The sequence below is a fragment of the Xylophilus sp. ASV27 genome, assembly GCF_016428875.1.
Lineage (GTDB): Bacteria > Pseudomonadota > Gammaproteobacteria > Burkholderiales > Burkholderiaceae_C > Xylophilus.
The window spans coordinates 54,821-73,332 of sequence record NZ_JAELTO010000006.1; the positions used below are offsets into that span (position 1 = coordinate 54,821).

The following is an 18,512-nucleotide window of genomic DNA, read 5'->3' on the forward strand; positions in this document are numbered from 1 at the left end:
TGATTACTTTAGTTGTCAACTATATGAACCAGCAGGACGCCTCGCGGCAACGGGGCGGGGGGTCGATCAAGGACAATGGCGCCCTCTCCCAGAGTCATGCCCCATGTCCCGCACCACCTTGCAGATCTCCGCCGGCCAGGCCGGCCCCACCCTGACGCCGCAGCAGAAGCGCTTCAACACGCTGATCCGAAAGATCGCCGAGGCACGCCGGACGCTGGCGCAATGGCAGGACAACATCGGCCTGTACCGGCAGGCCCATTCGCGGGCGCTGCTGCCACTGGAGAACGAGCTGGCAGCCCTGCGCAGGCAGTGGGTCTTCGCGCTGGACGAGGTGCTTGGCCAGCGCGGGTGGACCAAGGCGGAACGCGAAACGCTGCGCGAACTGGTGTGCGAGTACGCCGGCCTGCTGCTGAATACGCAGGGCGACGATGAGGAGTTGAAGGCAGTTTTCGACAGGCACGCCGAGGTCGACTTCGACACCGAGCAAAAGCAGATCGTGCTGACCCTCAAGGATCTTGCGCAATCCCAGATGGGCCTGGACCTGGGCGACGACGAAGGCATCGATACGCACGCCGACCTGCTGCAGCGCCTGCAGCAAGGCATGCGCGAGCGGGCGGCGGCCGAGGAGGCCGAAGGCGGCGCCCAGCCCGCGCCCCGCCGCAAGAGCGCCGCGCAGCAGCGGCGCGAAGCCGAGGCGCAGCAGGCCACGCAGTCGGTGCGCGAGATCTTCCGCAAGCTCGCCAGCGCCTTGCACCCCGACCGCGAGACCGACGCAGCACAGCGCGAAGCCAAGACCGGGCTGATGCAGAAGGTGAACCAGGCCTATGCGGCCAACGATCTGCTCACCTTGCTGGAGCTGCAGTTGCAGATCGAGCAGATCGATGCCGGCCACATCGCCAATGCCAGCGCCCAGCGCTTGAAGCACTACAACAAGGTGCTGGCAGAGCAGTTGGAGGAACTCGAGGCGGAAATCGAGCGCGTCGAGATGGGGTTCCGGCTCGACTTCGGGCTCGAACCCGGGTGGGGATTGAAGCCGGGCAAACTGGTCGGATTGCTCGACGAGCACGAACGGGAGTTGCGGGCCGAGCTGGACCAGCAGCAGTACGACATGAGCGCGCTGCAGGACAAGACCGCGCTCAAGCGCTGGCTCAAGCAGGAGCGGCAGCGGCGGCTGTTGTACGAAGAGGCGTTCGACTTCGACGGGTTCTGAGCGTCGCCCGCGCGCCATAGGCGCCACCGCCGCATTGCTATCAAATATATAGCTAATAGCCCAGAAACCACCTGGGCTACAGGCACTTTTCGCTTGAAAACAAGCGCCCCGCGGCCCCGCTCACACCTCCAGCCACTCCTTGCGCACCCCCGCGTTCTCGCGCAGGGCCGCGGGCGTGCCTTCGAACACGATGCTGCCATGGCCCATGAGCAGCACCCGGTCGGAGATCTCCATGGCGATGGTGAGCTTCTGCTCGATCAGCAGCACCGAGATGCCGCGATCCTTGAGCCGGCGCAGGTACTGGCCGACCAGTTCCACGATCTTGGGCGCCAAGCCCTCGGTGGGCTCGTCGATGATGATCAGGTCCGGGTCGCCCATCAGCGTGCGGCACAGCGTGAGCATCTGCTGCTCGCCGCCGGAGAGCACGCCGGCCTCGGTGTGCTGGCGCTCCTTCAGGCGCGGGAACATGGCGTACATGTCCTCGAAGGTCCAGCGGCTGCCCTTGCCCGCGCCCTTCTGCCCCAGCAGCAGGTTCTGGTGCACCGTGAGCTTGGGGAAGATGTCGCGGTTCTCCGGCACGTAGCCCAGGCCCAGGTGGGCGATCTCGTAGGCCTTGCGGCCCTCCAGCGAGCGGCCCTTCCAGAGCAGGCCGCCCTGCCAGTCGACCAGGCCCATGATGGCCTTGGCGGTGGTGGAGCGGCCCGAGCCGTTGCGCCCGAGCAGCGCCACGATCTCGCCCGGCCGCACGTCGAACGTGACGCCGTGCAGCACGTGGCTCTTGCCGTAGTAGGCATGGAGTTGGTCGATCTTGAGCATCAATGGCCCCCTTCGTCTGCCTGGCTGTCGGCCACGGCGGAGCCCAGGTAGGCCTCCTGCACGCGGCGGTTGGCCCGCACCGCTTCCGGTGTGTCGAAGGCGATCACCTCGCCATAGACCACCACCGCGATCTTGTCGGCCAGGCCGAACACCACGCCCATGTCGTGCTCCACCGTCAGCAGCGTCTTGCCGACGGTGACCTCGCGGATCAGGTTGATGAAATGCCGGGTCTCGCTGCGGCTCATGCCCGCGGTGGGCTCGTCCAGCAGGATCACGTCGGCGCCGCCGGCGATGGTGACGCCGATCTCCAGCGCGCGCTGCTCGGCGTAGGTGAGGTTGACCGCGAGCACGTCGCGCTTGGACTTCAGGCCGATCATGCCCACCAGTTGCTCGGCCCGCGCGTTGGCATCGTGCAGCCGCGAGAGGAAGCGCAGGAAGCTGTAGCGGTAGCCCAGGCTCCACAGCACGCCGCAGCGCAGGTTCTCGAACACGCTGAGCTTGGGGAAGATGTTGGTGATCTGGAAGCTGCGCGCAAGCCCCATGCGGTTGATCTCGTAGGGCGGCTTGCCGTCTATGCGCTGGCCGTGCAGCAGCACCTCGCCGCTGCTGGGCGCGAGCCGGCCGCTGATCAGGTTGAACAGCGTGGACTTGCCCGCGCCGTTCGGGCCGATGATGGCCACGCGTTCCCCGGGCGCCACCGACAGGTGGGCGCCCCGGATGATGTCGGTGCGGCCGAAGCTCTTGCGCAGGTCGCGCAGCTCAATTGCGGGCGGCGCGGCGTTCATGTCGACTCCTTCATGCGCAACTGGCGCTCGATGGCTTCCTGGGCCGCACTCCAACCCACCATGAAGCGCCTGCGCGCGGCCTCGAGCAGCACCAGGCCCACCGCCAGCACCAGCACCGCGCCGATCCAGCTCATGGCGCGGTCCACGCGCAGGGTCAGGCCCAGGAACGGCAGCTCCGGCCCGAGCGCGGCGTTCAGCTGCACGTGGTAGAGCATCTCGATCAACGCCGCCGCGCCGGCCAGCGCCACCAGCGCGCCCGCCACCAGGGCCGCATAGCCGAGCAGCAGCGGCTTGAAGCGGCCAAAGCGCAGCACCCGCAGGTTCATCATGATCAGGCTGGCGATGCCGCCGGGCGCATACATCACCATGAGCAGGAAGGCCAGCCCCAGGTACAGCAGCCAGGCCTTGGTCAGCTCCGACAGCAGCACCGAAGCGAACACCAGCAGCACCGCGCCGATCATCGGCCCGAAGAAGAAGGTCGCGCCGCCCAGGAAGGTGAACAGCAGGTAGCCGCCCGAACGCAGCACGCTCACGCTGTCGGCCGCGGTGACGATCTCGAAGTTGATCGCCGCCAGGCCCCCGCCGATCCCGGCGAAGAAGCCGGAGATGATGAAGGCGAAGTAGCGCACCCGCTGCGTGTTGTAGCCGATGAACTCGACCCGCTCCGGGTTGTCGCGCACCGCGTTGAGCATGCGCCCCAGCGGCGTGCCGGTGAAGGCGAACATCAGCCCGGTGCAGACGAAGCAGTAGACGGCGATCAGGTAGTACACCTGGATCTGCGGGCCGAAGTCCAGCCCCAGGAACCTGGCGCCATAGACGCGGTCGGTGGTGATGCCGCCCTCGCCGCCGAAGAATTCCGGGAACATCAGCGCCATCGAGGCCACCAGCTCGCCGATGCCCAGCGTGATCATGGCGAAGGTGGTACCCGACTTGCGCGTGGTGACGAAGCCCAGCAGCGCCGCGAAGAACAGCCCGGCGAGCCCGCCGACGGCCGGGATCAGCACCAGCGGCACCTGCAGGCCGCCCTGCCGCGCCGCCATGTTCATGGCGTGCACCGCGATGAAAGAGCCGAGCCCGGTATAGACCGCATGCCCGAAGCTCAGCATGCCGCCCTGCCCCAGCAGGATGTTGTAGGAGAGGCAGATGATGATCAGGTAGCCGATCTGCGACAGCATGGTCAGCGCCAGGCTGCTGGTGAACAGCAGCGGCGCGACGGCCAGCGCGAGCGCGAACAGCGACCAGAGCAGGTAGCGGCCGATGTTCAGCGGCTGGAAGCGGTAGTGGGTGGAAGGAGCGTGCATATCAGTCCTCCCGCGTGCCCAGGAGGCCCTTGGGGCGGAAGATCAGCATCAGCACCAGCAGCAGGTAGGGCAGGATCGGCGCCACCTGCGAGATCGTGAGCTTGAGCAGCGGGTAGCCGAAGGTCTGGTCGGTCACGGCCATGCCGAGCGAGCGCAGGCCGCCGGCCATCGACCAGTCCAGCGCCACGGCGAAGGTCTGCAGCAGCCCGATCAGCAGCGAGGCCAGGAAGGCCCCCGCCAGCGAGCCCATGCCGCCGACCACCACCACCACGAAGACGATGGAGCCGACCGAGGCCGCCATGGCCGGCTCGGTGATGTAGGTGTTGCCGCCGATGACGCCGGCCAGCCCGGCCAGCGCGGCGCCGCCGCCGAACACCAGCATGAACACGCGCGGCACGTTGTGGCCCAGCGCCTCGACCATGTCCGGGTGCTTGAGCGCGGCCTGTATCACCAGCCCGATGCGGGTGCGGGTCAGCAGCAGCCAGACCGACAGCAGCATGAGCAGCGCCACCAGCATGATGAAGGAGCGCGATTTCGGGAACTGCGTGCCGTACAGCGTGAACAGCGGCCCCTGCAGCTGGGTGGGTAGGCCGTAGGGCACGGTGGAGCGGCCCCAGACCAGTTGCACCAGCTCCAGCACCAGGTAGGACAGGCCGAAGGTCACGAGCAGTTCCGGCACGTGGCCGAACTTGTGCACCCGGCGCAGGCAGTAGCGCTCGAACAGGGCGCCGAGCGCGCCCACCAGCAGGGGCGCCACGAACAGCGCGGGCCAGAAACCCACCACCCCGGAGATCGAATAGGCGAAGTACGCGCCCAGCATGTAGAAGCTGGTGTGGGCGAAATTGAGCACGCCCATCATGCTGAAGATGAGCGTGAGCCCGGAGCTGAGCATGAACAGCAGCAGCCCGTAGCTCACCCCGTTGAGCAGGGAGATGACCAGGAATTCGGAATTCATCGCGTCGGCGTTTGTCAAAGAAAGGCCACCTCCGCCGCTCGGCCAGGCCGGCGTCGGGGTGGCGGGAACCGGCCGGCTGGCGCGGCGCGATCAGGAGCCCGGGCGCTTCATCTGGCAGGAGGTCGGCGTGCTGGCGACGTAGGCGTCGTAGTACTTGACCGGTGCCAGCGTGTAGCCGGTGTTCTCGGGGCTGTAGGGATACTTGGCGCTGGCCTTCTCCCAGCGCGTGATGTAGAGGCCCTGCTGCAACTGGTGATCGCTCTTGCGCATGTCGACCTCGCCGTTGAAGCTCTTGAACTTCATGCCCTCGAGCACGGCGGCGACCTTCACCGGGTCGGTCGACTTGGCCTTCACGAAGGCGTCCACCAGCGACTGGAACACGGTGTAGGCGTTGGTGGAATACATGTCGTCGTTGAAGCGGGCCTTGAACTGGTCCGCCAGCCGCTGCATCTCGCCGCCCATGTTGTAGTGGCCATAGCCCACCTGGTAGACCTTGCCGTCGGAGGCGGCGCCCATGGCCGTGGGCGTGCCGGTGGTGACGGCGTAGTAGGTGTAGAACTTCACGTTCAGGCCGGAGTCGTTGGCGGCCTTGATCAGCAGCGCCAGGTCCGAGCCCCAGTTGCCGGTGATCACCGTGTCGGCGCCCGACTGCTTGATCTTGGCGATGTAGGGCGAGAAGTCGCGCACCTGGGCCAGCGGCGAGAAGTCGTCGCCGACGATCTGCACGTCCGGGCGCTTGTCCTTGAGCATCTGCCGGGCGTACTTGGAGACCTGCTGCCCGTGCGCGTAGTTCTGGTTGATCAGGTAGACCTTCTTGACCTCGGGCTGCTCCTTGATGTAGGAGGTCAGGGCTTCCATCTTCATCGAGGTGTCGGCGTCGTAGCGGAAGTGCCAGTAGCTGCACTTGCTGTTGGTCAGGTCCGGGTCCACCGCCGCGTAGTTGAGGTAGAGCGCCTCCTTGCCGGGATTGCGCGCGTTGTTCTTCTCCAGCGCGTCCATGATGGCCAGCGCGGGGCCCGAGCCATTGCCCTGCACGATGTAGCGCACCCCCTGGTCCATGGCCGAGCGCAGCGCGCTGGTGGTTTCCTGCGGACTGAGCTTGTTGTCGATGCCGATGATCTCGAACTTCACCCCCGCGGCGTTCTTCTTGCTGAATTCCTCGGCCAGGAACTGGAAGGTCTTCAACTGGTTGGTGCCCACCGCGGCCATCAGGCCCGACAGCGGATCGAGCCAGGCGAGCTTGACGGTTTCCCCGCTCTGCGCCGATGCGCCTGCGGCCAGCGCCAGCAGGGTGGAAGCCACTGTCGTCTTCAGGGTGAATCGCATGCTTTGGTCTCCTTAGGGTTGCCTTGATCGGGCCAGCTTACAAGGCAAGCATGGCCCTCTGAACAGGGAATGCCCGTAGCGTCCGGGCGCCCTGTAACCTGGGCGACTGCGCCGCCCGCCATCCGCCGCCGCCGCTTTCAATCCTGCGGCAGGCGGTAGTCCTTCAACTGCTCGCGCAAGCGGGTCTTGAGCATCTTGCCGGTGGCCCCGAGCGGGATGCTGTCGACGAACACGACGTCGTCCGGCATCTGCCACTTGGCGGTCTTGCCTTCGTAGAACTTGAGCAGTTCGTCGCGCTCGAGCACGGCACCGGGACGGCGCACCACGACAACCACCGGGCGCTCGTCCCACTTGGGGTGCGGCATGCCGATGCAGGCGGCCATGGCAACCGCGGGGTGCGCCATGGCGATGTTCTCGATGTCGATCGAGCTGATCCATTCGCCGCCTGACTTGATCACGTCCTTGCTGCGGTCAGTGATCTGCATGAAGCCGTCGGCGTCGATGGTGGCGACGTCGCCGGTGGGGAACCAGCCGCGCCCCTGCTCGTCCGGCACCAGCGGGCTGGCGTCGCTGCCGTAGTAGGAATCGACCGTCCACGGTCCGCGCACGTAGAGGTCGCCGAAGGTCTTGCCGTCCCAGGGCAGCTCGCGGCCTTCGGCGTCGACGATCTTCATGTCCACGCCATAGATGCAGCGGCCCTGCTTCATGCGGATCCGCATCTGCTCCTCGGCCGGCAGCGCCAGGTGCTTGTTCTTGAGCGTGCAGAGCGTGCCCAGCGGGCTCATCTCGGTCATGCCCCAGGCGTGCAGCACTTCCACGCCGTACTCGTCCTGGAAGGCCGAGATCATGGCCGGCGGGCAGGCCGAGCCGCCGATCACCGTGCGCTGGAGCGTGGAGAAGCGCAGGCCCTGCGGCTTCATGTGGCCCAGCAGCATCTGCCAGACGGTGGGCACGCCGGCGGCGAAGGTCACGCCCTCCGCCTCGATCAGCTCGTACACCGACTTGCCGTCCAGCGCCGCGCCGGGGAACACCAGCTTGCAGCCGGTGAGCAGCGCCGAGTACGGAATGCCCCAGGCATTGACGTGGAACATGGGCACCACGGGCAGCACCGAGTCGCGCGCCGACAGCGACATCACGTCGGGCAGCGCCGAGCCATAGGCATGCAGCACACTGGAGCGGTGGCTGTAGAGCACCGCTTTCGGGTTGCCGGTGGTGCCGCTGGTGTAGCACATGCTCGACGCGGTGTTCTCGTCGAACCGGGGCCAGTCGTAGCGATCGGACTGCGCGCCGATCCAGGCCTCGTAGCTCACCAGGCCAGGGATGCCGGTGTCCGCCGGCAGCCTGTCGGCCTCGCACAGCGCCACCCATTGCCGCACCGCCGGGCAGCGGGCGTGCACCGCCTGCACGATGGGCAGGAAGCACATGTCGAAGCACAGCACCTGGTCCTGCGCATGGCCGACGATCCATGCGATCTGGTCCGGGTGCAGGCGCGGGTTGATGGTGTGCAGCACCCGGGCGGAACCGCTCACGCCGTAATACAGCTCCAGGTGCCGGTAGCCGTTGACCGCCAGCGTGGCCACGCGGTCGCCCTCCGCCAGCCCCAGGCCGTCGAGCGCATGGGCCAGTTGCCTGGAGCGGCGGGCCAGGTCGCCGTAGGTGTAGCGGTGGATGTCGCCCTCCACCCTGCGCGAGACGATCTCCCCGTCGCCGTGGTGGCGCTCCGCGAACTCCAGCAGCGACGAGATCAAAAGCGGTTGGCTCTGCATCAAACCCAGCATCGACGAACTCCTCAAGTGAATTGGTTTGGCAACCGGCGCACGGCGCCACGGCCCCTGCAGGAGCCCTGGGTCCCCGCCCGGACGCCAGGTGGGCACGGCACGGTTGGCGTATTGTGTTGTCGCATTCCGGCGGCACCCTGGCGTGCCCGTTTGGGACATACCCTAGGGCAACGCTGAATAAGTCCGCGTGATGGCGCGCGCCCTGGTTGTCCAGTCCGCATGCGTGTCTCCTGATGGTTTTCTGGGGTTTCCCGCACGGGGCGGCCGCCCATGGGTCACACTGCGCAGTCATTCGCCGCGCTGCAAAAATTCTAGGAATGGCCCGTCCCAACGCTGCTATCGCAACCACGCCAAAACAGTGACTTCAGAACGCCAAACACGCCCCGCGGCATCATGGAAAACCCGGGCATGACGACGCCGCGCAGCAGCTCTGCCGCCTGGGTCCGGGGCATCCTGGACATGATGGCCGCCGAGGGATTGGCCCTGCAGGCGCTGTGCGCCGAGGCCGACATCGACCTTGCCGCGCTGCAGCATTCGCAGGCCCGCGTCGACGTGGATCGCGTGAGCCGGCTCTGGGAGCGGGCCGTGGCGCATTCGGGCAATCCCACCCTGGGGCTGGACCGGCGACTGGCCTCGCGCTATGGCAACGTGGACCTGGTCGGCTACTCGATGGCCTCGGGGCCCTGCCTGATGGCGGGCTTCCAGGACCTGCAGCGGCACATGGCCGTGATCTCGAACGCCACCTGCTTCGGGCTGGAGCGCGACGCGCGCGGGCATTGGCTGTCGATCCACCACGTCGGCGCCACGCGGCCGGTACCGCGCCAGCGCCAGGAGTTCGCCATGCTCACGCTGCTGATGCTGTGCAACTGGCTAACGCGGCGCGAGATCCAGCCGCTGGCCGTGGAGTTCATGGCGGCCCCGCCGCCTGCCGCCTGCGAGGCCGGCTACCGCGCCGCCTTCGGGCTGATGCCGCGCTTCGGCCAGGAGGCCAACCGCATCCTGCTGTCGCAGGCCGACCTGCTCTACCCCATTCCCACGCACAACGCCGAGCTGTGGGCGCTGCATGAAAAGCTGGTGGAAAACGAACTCGACCAGCTCGGCCTGACCTGCGCGAGCGCACGCGTGCGCCATGAGATCGCCCGCCTGCTGCCCCAGGGCGAACCGCGCCGCGAGGACGTGGCCGCCCTGCTCGGCCTGACCGACCGCACGCTGCAGCGCCGCCTGCAGGCCGAGGCCGTGAGCTACCAGCAGTTGCTGGACGACACCCGCCGCGAGCTGGCGCAGCAGTACCTGGGCGAGCCGCGCCGCAGCCTGGCCGAGGTGGCCGACCTGCTCGGCTTCATGGACCAGAGCAATCTGTTCCGCGCCTGCCGGCGCTGGTTCGGCATGCCGCCGGGGCAGTACCGCCAGCAGTTGCGCGCATGAACCCTGTCCGCCACCGGGCATAGGGGCTGGGGGACAATTCCCCGATGCATCCCCTTCGCCCCCCGATCCCCTGGCAGCCGGGCTTTGCCGCACTCGGGCCGGCTTTCTACACGGAACTGCGCCCCACTCCGCTGCCCGAGCCGTACTGGATCGCCGCCAGCGCCGACGTGGCGCGGTCGCTGGGGCTAGACCCGCACTGGCTGGCGTCCGACGAGGCGCTGCAGGCGCTCACGGGCAACGTGCCGCTGCCGGGCAGCCGGCCGCTGGCCAGCGTCTACAGCGGCCACCAGTTCGGCGTCTGGGCCGGCCAGTTGGGCGACGGCCGCGCCATCCTGCTGGGCGAGACGGCGTCGGGCCAGGAAGTTCAGCTCAAGGGCGCCGGCCGCACGCCCTATTCGCGCATGGGCGACGGCCGCGCCGTGCTGCGCTCCTCGATCCGCGAATTCCTCTGCAGCGAGGCCATGCATGGACTGGGCATCCCGAGCACGCGCGCGCTCAGCGTCACCGGCTCGCCCGCGCCGGTGCAGCGCGAGGAGATCGAAACCGCCGCCGTGGTCGCGCGCGTGGCGCCGAGCTTCATCCGCTTCGGCCATTTCGAGCACTTCGCGGCGCGCCGGCAGATCGACGAACTGCGCCGCCTGGCCGACTACGTGATCGAGCGCTATTACCCCGAATGCCGCACGGCCGATGCCCAGGCCGGCAATGCCTACGCCCACCTGCTGCGCGCCGTCGGCGAGCGCACCGCGTGCCTGCTGGCGCAGTGGCAGGCGGTGGGCTTCTGCCACGGGGTGATGAACACCGACAACATGAGCATCCTGGGCCTGACCATCGACTACGGGCCGTTCCAGTTCCTCGACGCGTTCGACCCGCGCCACATCTGCAACCACAGCGACAGCCAGGGCCGCTATGCCTTCGACCAGCAGCCCAACGTCGCCTACTGGAACCTGTTCTGCCTGGGCCAGGCGCTGCTGCCGCTGATCGGCAGCGAGGAGCAGGCGCTGGCCGCGCTGGAGCCCTACCGCAGCCGCTTCCCGCAGGAGTACCTCGGCCGCATGCGCGCCAAGCTCGGCCTGGCCGACGCGCAGGAGGGCGATGCCGCGCTGCTCGACCGCCTGCTGCGCCTGCTGGCCGGCGGCAGGGTGGACTGGACCATCTTCTGGCGACGACTGTCGCACTACGTTGCCGACGGCGCCCTGGAGCCGGTGCGCGACCTGTTCGCCGAACGCGACGCCTTCGACCAGTGGATGCTATCCTATTCAGAGCGGCTAGCCCAGGAAGTAGCTGGGCTGGCGGGCGATTTGATGCTCAAAACCAATCCGAAATTCGTGCTGCGCAACCATCTGGGCGAACTGGCGATACGGCGCGCGAAACTTCTCGACTTCGGCGGAGTCGATACCCTGCTGAAGCTGCTGGCATCGCCTTTTGACGAACACCCCGGCCAGGACGACTACGCCGGCTTCCCGCCCGACTGGGCCTCCCGCATCGAAATAAGCTGCTCCTCATGACCGACGACACCGCCACCCCACGCAAGACCGATGCCGAATGGAAGGCGCTGCTCGCGCAGAAAGGCGCCGAGCCCGGCGCCTTCGAGGTCACCCGCCATGCGGCCACCGAGCGCCCCTTCACCGGCAAGTACAACGCCGTCTGGGCCGATGGCAGCTACCACTGCATCTGCTGCGGCAACCTGCTGTTTGACGCCAGCACCAAGTTCGATGCCGGCTGCGGCTGGCCGAGCTTCTCGCAGGCCGTGCCCGGCGCGATCCGCGAGATCGTCGACCGCAGCCACGGCATGGTGCGCACCGAAACCGTCTGCGCCCGCTGCGACGCCCACCTGGGCCACGTGTTCCCCGACGGCCCGGCGCCCAGCGGCCTGCGCTACTGCATGAATTCCGCGTCGCTGGAGTTCACGCCCGAGGCCTCCTGAACTGCACCGGGCGGCAGGCGACAATCGCGCTCTTGCCACCTCGCCGCCCTTGACCGGAACACTTCCGCGCCGCATGAAACTGCTGATCGACTTCTTTCCCATCATCCTGTTCTTCGCGGCCTTCAAGCTGTACGGGATCTACGCGGCCACGGGCATTGCCATCGCCGCCACCATCGTGCAGATCGGCTACCTGCGCTGGCGCCATGGCCGCATCGAGCCGATGCAGTGGCTGAGCCTGGGCGTGATCGTGCTGTTCGGCGGCGCCACCCTGATCGCGCACAACGACACCTTCATCAAGTGGAAGCCCACCGTGCTGTACTGGGTGATGGGCGCCGTGCTCATGGGCGGGCAACTGCTGTTCCGCAAGAACCTGCTCAAGTCGGTGATGGGCGCGCAGATGCAGCTGCCCGAGCACGCCTGGCGCGTCGCCAACTGGAGCTGGGTCGGCTTCTTCGCCGTGATGGGCGCACTCAACCTGTGGGTGGCGTACACCTACGACACCGACACCTGGGTCAACTTCAAGCTGTTCGGCGGCATGGGGCTGATGGTGGTCTTCGTGATCGCGCAGGCGCTCTACCTGAGCCGCTTCATGAACACCGACGAGGCCAAGCCCGAATGAGCGCCCCTGCCCTGTCCCTCACCGCCGAAGGCCTGCACCAGCGCCTGACCCAGGTCTTGACGCCCACCCGGCTCGAAGTGCTGGACGAAAGCGCCGCGCATGCCGGCCACGCGGGCGCCAACGGCACCGGCTTCGGCACCCATTTCAGGGTGCGCATCGCAGCGCCCGCATTCGCCGGAAAGCCGCGCGTGGCGCAGCATCGGCTTGTGTATGATGCGCTGCGCGATTTCATCGACCAGGGCGTGCACGCGCTGGCGATCGAAACACTCTGAAACCGTTGCGGCCCGCCAATCCCCATTCTTTTCCCCTGGCCCTCCGGCCGTCTCTTCGCCGCAGCGCCTCTGGTAGTGCAGCGTTTCGTCCCCTCCCCTTCGAAATTTCCAGGACTCTCAAGGAAACAACCATGCAGAAAACCCGTGCGTCCGGCATCGCAGCCGTAGCCCTCATGACCGCGCTGGCCCTGCCGGCCTTCGCCCAGAACATCGCCGTGGTCAACGGCAAGGCCGTGCCCAAGTCGCGCGCGGACATCCTGACCCGGCAGGTGGAGAAGTCCGGCCGCCCGATCACGCCGGAAGTGCAGCAGCAGATCAAGGACGAGGTCATCGCCCGGGAAGTCTTCATGCAGGAAGCGCAGAAGGCCGGCCTGGAAGCCACCGACGACTACAAGAACCAGATCGAGCTGGCCCGCCAGACCATCCTGATCCGCGAACTGTTCGCCGACTACATGAAGAAGAACCCGGTCACCGAGGCGGAAGCCAAGGCCGAGTACGACAAGGTCGTCGCCGCCAACGGTGGCAAGGAATACAAGGCGCACCACATCCTGGTCGAGAAGGAAAGCGACGCCAAGGACATCATCGCCCGCCTGAAGAAGGGCGCGAAGTTCGATGACATCGCCAAGAAGCAGTCGAAGGACACCGGCTCCGGCGCCAACGGCGGCGCGCTGGACTGGGCCAGCCCGAACAGCTACGTGCCGGAATTCACCGCGGCGATGGTCAAGCTCAAGAAGGGCGAGACCACGACCGAGCCGGTCAAGAGCCAGTTCGGCTGGCACGTCATCCGCCTGGACGACGTGCGCGACGCCAAGCTGCCCTCGTTCGAGGAAGTCAAGCCGCAACTGATGCAGCAGTTGGAACAGCAGAAGCTGGCCAAGTACCAGGAAGACCTGCGCACCAAGGCCAAGATCGAGTAAGCGTCCTCCCCGCGCTCGTGGCGAACGGCCTTGCGGGGCCGTTTTTCACGCCTGCGCGGCACCGGCATTCGCTACAAAAGATATAGCGCAAAGCCCAGAAAAAACCTGGGCTTCAGTCACTTTTCATGCAGATTCAGCCGCCGTGCAGCCAGGCGGACAGCAAGGCCAGCGCCCCCAGCAGCACCGGCTGGTGCAGCATGTACCAGGGCAGGCTGTGGCGTCCCAGCCAGGCCAGCGGGCGCAGCGCGGCATGGCCCTGCCCCAGCGCCAGCCAGTGCGGCCGGCGGCGCTGCGCCCAGTGGCCGGCGGCCATCCCCCACCACAGCACGCCGAGCCAGGGAAAGACCGGCACGTAGTCCTCGGTCACCGGCTTGCGGGTGATCCAGCCGAGCCAGTTGAGCGCGGGGCCGTTGAACAGCGGCGCCAGCGCGCCGTCCTGCAGCAGCGCGCCGGCCAGCCAGGGCGAGGCCACGGCCAGCGCGCCCAGCGGCCAGAGCCAGCGGCCGGCGCCGGCACCCGCCGTGAGCCGCGCCACGACCAGCATCACCGCCAGCCCGTGCAGCACGCCGAAGTAGATGAAGCTGCGCGGGAACAGCCACCACGAGCCGGCCGTGACCAGCAGCGCGCAGCCCGCCACCTGCCGCCAGCGCCGCCAGAAGCGCGCCCAGTCCTGCCCCTGCCCGACCGCGAGCGCCTGCCCCAGGCCGGCGCAGAACACGAACAGGCTGACGATCGCCGTGCGCTGCAGCGTCCAGAGCGGGTCGCCCAGGAAGTTCTGGCGCCAGAAACCGTGGAAGGACAGGTCGAAGCAGAAGTGGAAGGCGGTCATCCAGACCACGGCCGCGCCGCGCAGAGCGTCGACCGCGCCCGCGCGAGGGCCGCGCGCCGGCCCTGCGGAGGAAAGAGAAATCATGGCCGGCACGATAACCGAGCAGCATTACCTCCTCTTGACCGAAGTGCGGGCTTCCGGTCAGGTTCTGCGCCTAGAGTGCAGCCCTGACCCGGCGCCGACGGCCGCCGGCATGGCACGACACAGGGGGCACCGCATGACTCTCCTCCACGCTCTCAGGAGCTTCTTCGCGCGGCTCCTGATCAGCCGCGGCTTCTACCGGCACTTCCAGCGCCTGGCGCTGTTCGAGTCCCTGGCCGGCACCGACGTCAGCCGCGAGATGCCGGCCTCGCTCGGTCAGGCGCTGAGCGCGGCGGCGCGCAGCGACGCCGGCGCGCTGCTGCAGTCGCTCGGCTCGCGCCCCGAGGGCCTGAGCCTGGCCGAGGCCGACGCGGCGCGCGCCGAGTTCGGCCCGAACGAGGTCGCCCAGGACAAGCCGCTGCCCTGGTGGCGCCACCTGTGGCAGAGCTACCGCAACCCGTTCAACCTGCTGCTCACGCTGCTGGCGCTGGTGTCCTGGCTCACCGAGGACACCAAGGCCACCATCGTCATCGGAACCATGGTGCTGCTGTCCACCCTGCTGCGCTTCTGGCAGGAGTCGCGCTCCAACGACGCGGCCGACAAGCTCAAGGCCATGGTGAGCAACACCGCCACCGTGCTGCGGCCCGATGGCGCCGCCGCCCCCGAGAAGGCCATGGCCGGGCCGCCGCGCGTGGAAGAGCCGATCCGCCAGCTGGTGCCGGGCGACGTGGTGCTGCTGTCCGCGGGCGACATGATCCCGGCCGACCTGCGGGTGCTCTCGGCCAAGGACCTGTTCGTGAGCCAGGCCGCGATGACCGGCGAGTCCATGCCGGTGGAGAAGTTCGCCCTGCCGCGCAGCCTCGCGGCGACCAACCCGCTGGAGCTGGAGAACCTGCTGTTCATGGGCACCAACGTGGTCTCCGGCTCAGCCACGGCGGTGGCCGTGGCCACCGGCGGGCGCACCTACTTCGGCGCGCTGGCGCAGCGCGTGACCGCGGCCGCCCCGGCCACCACCTCGTTCCAGGCCGGCGTCAACAAGGTGAGCTGGCTGCTGATCCGCTTCATGATGGTGATGGTGCCGCTGGTGCTGTTGATCAACGGCTTGACCAAGCACGACTGGCTGCAGGCCTTCCTGTTCGCGCTGTCGGTGGCGGTCGGGCTCACGCCCGAGATGCTGCCGATGATCGTCACCTCGACCCTTGCCAAGGGCGCGGTGGTGCTGTCGCGCAAGAAGGTCATCGTCAAGCGCCTGGACGCGATCCAGAACTTCGGCGCCATGGACGTGCTGTGCACCGACAAGACCGGCACGCTGACGCAGGACAGGATCTTCCTGGCGCGCCACACCGACGCGTTCGGCGACGCCTCCGACGACGTGCTGGAGATGGCCTACCTCAACAGCTACTACCAGACCGGGCTGAAGAACCTGCTCGACGTCGCGGTGCTGGAGCATGCCGAGGTGCACCGCGAGCTGGAGATCGCCACCGCCTTCCGCAAGGTGGACGAGATCCCGTTCGACTTCACCCGCCGCCGCATGTCGGTGGTGGTGGCCGAGCACGACGAGCACCACCTGCTGGTGTGCAAGGGCGCGGTGGAGGAAATCCTCTCGGTCTGCGACCAGGTGCGCCACGGCGACGCCACCGAGCCGCTCACGCCCGCGCTGCTGGAGCGCATCCGCGCCGTGACCGCCGCCCAGAACGAGGAAGGCCTGCGCGTGGTGGCGGTGGCGGTGCGCGACATGCCGCCGGCGCGCGACACCTACGGCGTGGCCGACGAGGCCGGGCTGACGCTGGTGGGCTACGTCGCCTTCCTGGACCCGCCCAAGGAAAGCACCGCGCCGGCCATTGCCGCGCTGCATGCCCATGGCGTGGCGGTGAAGGTGCTGACCGGCGACAACGAGCGCGTCACCGCCAAGATCTGCCGCGAGGTCGGCCTGTCGGTCGACGGCATGCTGCTGGGTGCCGAGGTCGAGGCCATGGACGACGCCCGGCTGGCGCGGGCGGTGGAAGGCGCCAACGTCTTCGCGCGCCTCACGCCCGCGCACAAGGAGCGCATCGTGCGCGCGCTCAAGGGCAACGGCCACGTGGTCGGCTTCATGGGCGACGGCATCAACGATGCGCCGGCGCTGCGCAGCGCGGACATCGGCATCTCGGTGGACACGGCGGTGGACATCGCCAAGGAGGCGGCCGACATCATCCTGCTCGAAAAAAGCCTGATGGTGCTGGAGGAAGGCGTGCTGGAGGGCCGGCGCACCTTCGCCAACATGCTCAAGTACATCAAGATGACGGCCAGCTCCAACTTCGGCAACGTGTTCTCGGTGCTGGTGGCCAGCGCCTTCATTCCCTTCCTGCCGATGCTGCCGATGCACCTGCTGGTGCAGAACCTGCTGTACGACATTTCGCAGATCGCCATCCCCTTCGACAACGTGGACGCCGAGATGCTGCAGGCGCCGCAGCGCTGGCAGCCGGCCGAGATCGGCCGCTTCATGCTGTTCTTCGGGCCGATCAGCTCGGTGTTCGACATCACCACCTTCCTGATGATGTGGTACGTGTTCCACGCCAACTCGCCCGAACACCAGACGCTATTCCAGTCGGGCTGGTTCGTGGTGGGCCTGATCACGCAGACGCTGGTGGTGCACATGATCCGCACGCCCAAGATCCCGTTCCTGCAGAGCCGCGCGGCGCCCGCGCTCATGATCGGCACGGCCCTCATCATGGCGGTCGGCATCTTCCTGCCGATGGGGCCGCTGGCGCACTACTTCAAGCTGCAGGCGCTGCCGCCGTTCTACTTCGTGTGCCTGGTGCCGATCCTGCTGGGCTACATGGCGTTGACGCAGGCGGTCAAGGGCTTCTATGCGCGGCGCTACGGCTGGCAGTAGCCGCGCCCGGGCCGCTCAGGCCGGCGTCGGCGTGGGCGCAGATTCGGCAGGCGTTCGCCGCGCCACGCTGCGCGCCCACAGCAGCCACACGGCCAGCACGTCGAGCATGATCAGCGCCTGCCACAGGTACTCGTGCGCAAAGCGAAAGAGCGTGTCGCTCCACTGCCCCAGATAGAACAGGCTGACCACCCGCACCACGTTGAGCGCCTGCACCGCCACCAGGCCGATGGCCAGGCCCTGCAGCTTCTGCCGCCAGGTCGAGGGGTAGGCCAGGATCGCGGCAAACAGCACGATGCAGGCCTCCACGCCGTTGCAACCCGGCTCGATGGAGACACCGAAACCCGTCTTGGTGTCCCACAGTACCTTGCCCGCGGAGGTCACGTTCGGGTCGAACCAGAGCACCAGCGCAGCGCAGACCCGCGCCAGCAGCGCCGTCCAGGGCAGCACGAAATGCTGCTGCACCGGCTGCAGCAGTTCGATACCGAAGAGCGACAGTTGAACCGTCAGGAATATGGCAAAGAATCGAAACATGGGGCGAGAGGGTACCGCAAGCGGGGCGGCAGGGAAATCGGAATGTCGACTGGCTGTGCGAAGGAGGCCGCAAACCGGTGAAGCCTACCCCACCCACCTGCGCGCGTTGCGCCAGATCTGCATCCACGGGCTCGGTGCGCCGGGGTCGCCGCCGGTCCAGCTCATCTGCACGTTGCGGAACACGCGCTCCGGGTGCGGCATGAGCGCGGTGAAGCGGCCGTCGGCCGTGGTCACGCCGGTCAGGCCGCCGGCGCTGCCGTTGGGGTTGAACGGGTAGCGCTCGGTCGGGCGGCCGGCGTTGTCCACGTAGCGCAGCGCGGCCACCGCCGCGGCCGGGTCGCCGCGGCGCGCGAAGTTGGCATAGCCCTCGCCGTGCGCCACGGCGATCGGCAGGCGCCAGCCGGCCATGCCCTGCAGGAACAGGCTGGGCGACTCCAGCACCTCGACCATGGCCAGGCGCGCCTCGAAGCGCTCGCTCTGGTTGGTGGTGAAGCGCGGCCAGGCGGCGGCGCCGGGGATGATGTCAGCCAGTTCGGCGAACATCTGGCAGCCGTTGCAGATGCCCAGGCCGAAGGTGTCGGCGCGCCCGAAGAAGGCGGCGAACTGCTCGGCCAGCAGCGGGTTGAAGGTGATGCTGCGCGCCCAGCCGATGCCCGCGCCCAGCGTGTCGCCGTAGCTGAAGCCGCCGCAGGCCACCACGCCGCGGAAGTCGGCCAGCGCGGCGCGGCCGGTCTGCAGGTCGGTCATGTGCACGTCCACCGCCTCGAAGCCGGCGGCGTCGAAGGCGTAGGCCATTTCCACATGCGAGTTGACGCCCTGCTCGCGCAGGATGGCCACGCGCGGCCGGGCGGCGCCGACGATGGCGGGG

General features: G+C 67.9%; 17 protein-coding genes. 8 read left to right on the plus strand and 9 right to left on the minus strand.

What is annotated here, in order from left to right:
• The first annotated feature begins 103 nt into the window (after positions 1-103).
• Complete coding sequence (locus JHD63_RS02695; protein ID WP_198969113.1) at positions 104-1,210, plus strand: J domain-containing protein; 1,107 nt, start codon at positions 104-106, stop codon at positions 1,208-1,210.
• 120 nt (positions 1,211-1,330) lie between these two features.
• Here JHD63_RS02695 and JHD63_RS02700 read toward each other — a convergent pair whose 3' ends face one another.
• The 6 genes from JHD63_RS02700 to JHD63_RS02725 form a co-directional block, all read right to left on the minus strand.
• Positions 1,331-2,026: an ABC transporter ATP-binding protein gene (locus tag JHD63_RS02700; RefSeq protein ID WP_198969114.1), complete on the minus strand. Its 696-nt coding sequence runs from the start codon at positions 2,024-2,026 to the stop codon at positions 1,331-1,333.
• Entirely contained in the window at positions 2,026-2,811 is a 786-nt protein-coding gene (locus tag JHD63_RS02705) for an ABC transporter ATP-binding protein (protein ID WP_198969115.1), read from the minus strand. Before JHD63_RS02705 ends, JHD63_RS02700 begins: the two co-directional genes overlap by 1 nt.
• Positions 2,808-4,112, minus strand: coding sequence for a branched-chain amino acid ABC transporter permease (locus JHD63_RS02710; RefSeq protein WP_198969116.1), 1,305 nt, complete (start codon positions 4,110-4,112; stop codon positions 2,808-2,810). The genes JHD63_RS02705 and JHD63_RS02710 overlap by 4 nt, the downstream gene beginning before the upstream one ends.
• A 1-nt stretch (position 4,113) precedes the next feature.
• On the minus strand, positions 4,114-5,067 hold the full coding sequence (locus JHD63_RS02715) for a branched-chain amino acid ABC transporter permease (RefSeq protein WP_198969117.1): 954 nt from the start codon (positions 5,065-5,067) through the stop codon (positions 4,114-4,116).
• A 90-nt stretch (positions 5,068-5,157) separates the two neighbouring features.
• Entirely contained in the window at positions 5,158-6,393 is a 1,236-nt protein-coding gene (locus JHD63_RS02720; RefSeq protein WP_198969118.1) for a branched-chain amino acid ABC transporter substrate-binding protein, read from the minus strand.
• A 137-nt stretch (positions 6,394-6,530) separates the two neighbouring features.
• On the minus strand, positions 6,531-8,171 hold the full coding sequence (locus JHD63_RS02725; RefSeq protein WP_198969119.1) for a 3-(methylthio)propionyl-CoA ligase: 1,641 nt from the start codon (positions 8,169-8,171) through the stop codon (positions 6,531-6,533).
• A gap of 408 nt (positions 8,172-8,579) precedes the next feature.
• Here JHD63_RS02725 and JHD63_RS02730 point away from each other — a divergent pair, with 408 nt between their 5' ends.
• The 6 genes from JHD63_RS02730 (at position 8,580) to JHD63_RS02755 (ending at position 13,328) form a co-directional block, all read left to right on the plus strand.
• The gene (locus JHD63_RS02730; RefSeq protein WP_198969120.1) at positions 8,580-9,596 is read left to right on the plus strand and encodes an AraC family transcriptional regulator; all 1,017 of its coding nucleotides are present in this window, start codon (positions 8,580-8,582) and stop codon (positions 9,594-9,596) included.
• 44 nt (positions 9,597-9,640) lie between these two features.
• Positions 9,641-11,101, plus strand: a complete 1,461-nt coding sequence (locus tag JHD63_RS02735; RefSeq protein ID WP_198969121.1) for a protein adenylyltransferase SelO — start codon at positions 9,641-9,643, stop codon at positions 11,099-11,101.
• Positions 11,098-11,520, plus strand: a complete 423-nt coding sequence (gene msrB, locus JHD63_RS02740) for a peptide-methionine (R)-S-oxide reductase MsrB (RefSeq protein WP_198969122.1) — start codon at positions 11,098-11,100, stop codon at positions 11,518-11,520. The genes JHD63_RS02735 and msrB overlap by 4 nt, the downstream gene beginning before the upstream one ends.
• A gap of 73 nt (positions 11,521-11,593) precedes the next feature.
• Complete coding sequence (locus tag JHD63_RS02745) at positions 11,594-12,139, plus strand: septation protein A (protein WP_198969123.1); 546 nt, start codon at positions 11,594-11,596, stop codon at positions 12,137-12,139.
• Complete coding sequence (locus JHD63_RS02750; protein ID WP_198969124.1) at positions 12,136-12,411, plus strand: BolA family protein; 276 nt, start codon at positions 12,136-12,138, stop codon at positions 12,409-12,411. The genes JHD63_RS02745 and JHD63_RS02750 overlap by 4 nt, the downstream gene beginning before the upstream one ends.
• A 131-nt stretch (positions 12,412-12,542) precedes the next feature.
• On the plus strand, positions 12,543-13,328 hold the full coding sequence (locus tag JHD63_RS02755) for a peptidylprolyl isomerase (RefSeq protein WP_198969125.1): 786 nt from the start codon (positions 12,543-12,545) through the stop codon (positions 13,326-13,328).
• Between the two features lie 133 nt (positions 13,329-13,461).
• On the opposite strand, the gene JHD63_RS02760 is transcribed toward JHD63_RS02755, so the two are convergent.
• On the minus strand, positions 13,462-14,241 hold the full coding sequence (locus JHD63_RS02760) for a heparan-alpha-glucosaminide N-acetyltransferase (protein WP_198969126.1): 780 nt from the start codon (positions 14,239-14,241) through the stop codon (positions 13,462-13,464).
• 133 nt (positions 14,242-14,374) lie between these two features.
• On the opposite strand from JHD63_RS02760, the gene mgtA reads away from it, so the two are divergent.
• Positions 14,375-17,113: a magnesium-translocating P-type ATPase gene (gene mgtA, locus JHD63_RS02765; RefSeq protein ID WP_198969127.1), complete on the plus strand. Its 2,739-nt coding sequence runs from the start codon at positions 14,375-14,377 to the stop codon at positions 17,111-17,113.
• 15 nt (positions 17,114-17,128) lie between these two features.
• Here mgtA and xrtH read toward each other — a convergent pair whose 3' ends face one another.
• Both xrtH and JHD63_RS02775 read right to left on the minus strand, forming a co-directional pair.
• Complete coding sequence (gene xrtH, locus JHD63_RS02770; RefSeq protein WP_198969128.1) at positions 17,129-17,644, minus strand: exosortase H; 516 nt, start codon at positions 17,642-17,644, stop codon at positions 17,129-17,131.
• Between the two features lie 84 nt (positions 17,645-17,728).
• Positions 17,729-18,512, minus strand: a 784-nt coding sequence (locus JHD63_RS02775; RefSeq protein ID WP_198969129.1) for a phosphoribosylformylglycinamidine synthase subunit PurQ, incomplete at its 5' end; no start/stop codon positions are given.

Excerpts from the sequence above, each read along its gene's own strand:
- mgtA (WP_198969127.1), top strand. The coding sequence starts at position 14,375 with ATGACTCTCCTCCACGCTCTCAGGAGCTTCTTCGCGCGGCTCCTGATC.
- JHD63_RS02750 (WP_198969124.1), top strand. The coding sequence starts at position 12,136 with ATGAGCGCCCCTGCCCTGTCCCTCACCGCCGAAGGCCTGCACCAGCGC.
- JHD63_RS02715 (WP_198969117.1), bottom strand. The coding sequence starts at position 5,067 with ATGAATTCCGAATTCCTGGTCATCTCCCTGCTCAACGGGGTGAGCTAC.
- JHD63_RS02705 (WP_198969115.1), bottom strand. The coding sequence starts at position 2,811 with ATGAACGCCGCGCCGCCCGCAATTGAGCTGCGCGACCTGCGCAAGAGC.
- JHD63_RS02710 (WP_198969116.1), bottom strand. The coding sequence starts at position 4,112 with ATGCACGCTCCTTCCACCCACTACCGCTTCCAGCCGCTGAACATCGGC.
- JHD63_RS02735 (WP_198969121.1), top strand. The coding sequence starts at position 9,641 with ATGCATCCCCTTCGCCCCCCGATCCCCTGGCAGCCGGGCTTTGCCGCA.
- JHD63_RS02725 (WP_198969119.1), bottom strand. The coding sequence starts at position 8,171 with ATGCTGGGTTTGATGCAGAGCCAACCGCTTTTGATCTCGTCGCTGCTG.
- xrtH (WP_198969128.1), bottom strand. The coding sequence starts at position 17,644 with ATGTTTCGATTCTTTGCCATATTCCTGACGGTTCAACTGTCGCTCTTC.
- JHD63_RS02745 (WP_198969123.1), top strand. The coding sequence starts at position 11,594 with ATGAAACTGCTGATCGACTTCTTTCCCATCATCCTGTTCTTCGCGGCC.
- JHD63_RS02755 (WP_198969125.1), top strand. The coding sequence starts at position 12,543 with ATGCAGAAAACCCGTGCGTCCGGCATCGCAGCCGTAGCCCTCATGACC.
- msrB (WP_198969122.1), top strand. The coding sequence starts at position 11,098 with ATGACCGACGACACCGCCACCCCACGCAAGACCGATGCCGAATGGAAG.
- JHD63_RS02700 (WP_198969114.1), bottom strand. The coding sequence starts at position 2,026 with ATGCTCAAGATCGACCAACTCCATGCCTACTACGGCAAGAGCCACGTG.
- JHD63_RS02695 (WP_198969113.1), top strand. The coding sequence starts at position 104 with ATGTCCCGCACCACCTTGCAGATCTCCGCCGGCCAGGCCGGCCCCACC.
- JHD63_RS02730 (WP_198969120.1), top strand. The coding sequence starts at position 8,580 with ATGACGACGCCGCGCAGCAGCTCTGCCGCCTGGGTCCGGGGCATCCTG.
- JHD63_RS02720 (WP_198969118.1), bottom strand. The coding sequence starts at position 6,393 with ATGCGATTCACCCTGAAGACGACAGTGGCTTCCACCCTGCTGGCGCTG.
- JHD63_RS02760 (WP_198969126.1), bottom strand. The coding sequence starts at position 14,241 with ATGATTTCTCTTTCCTCCGCAGGGCCGGCGCGCGGCCCTCGCGCGGGC.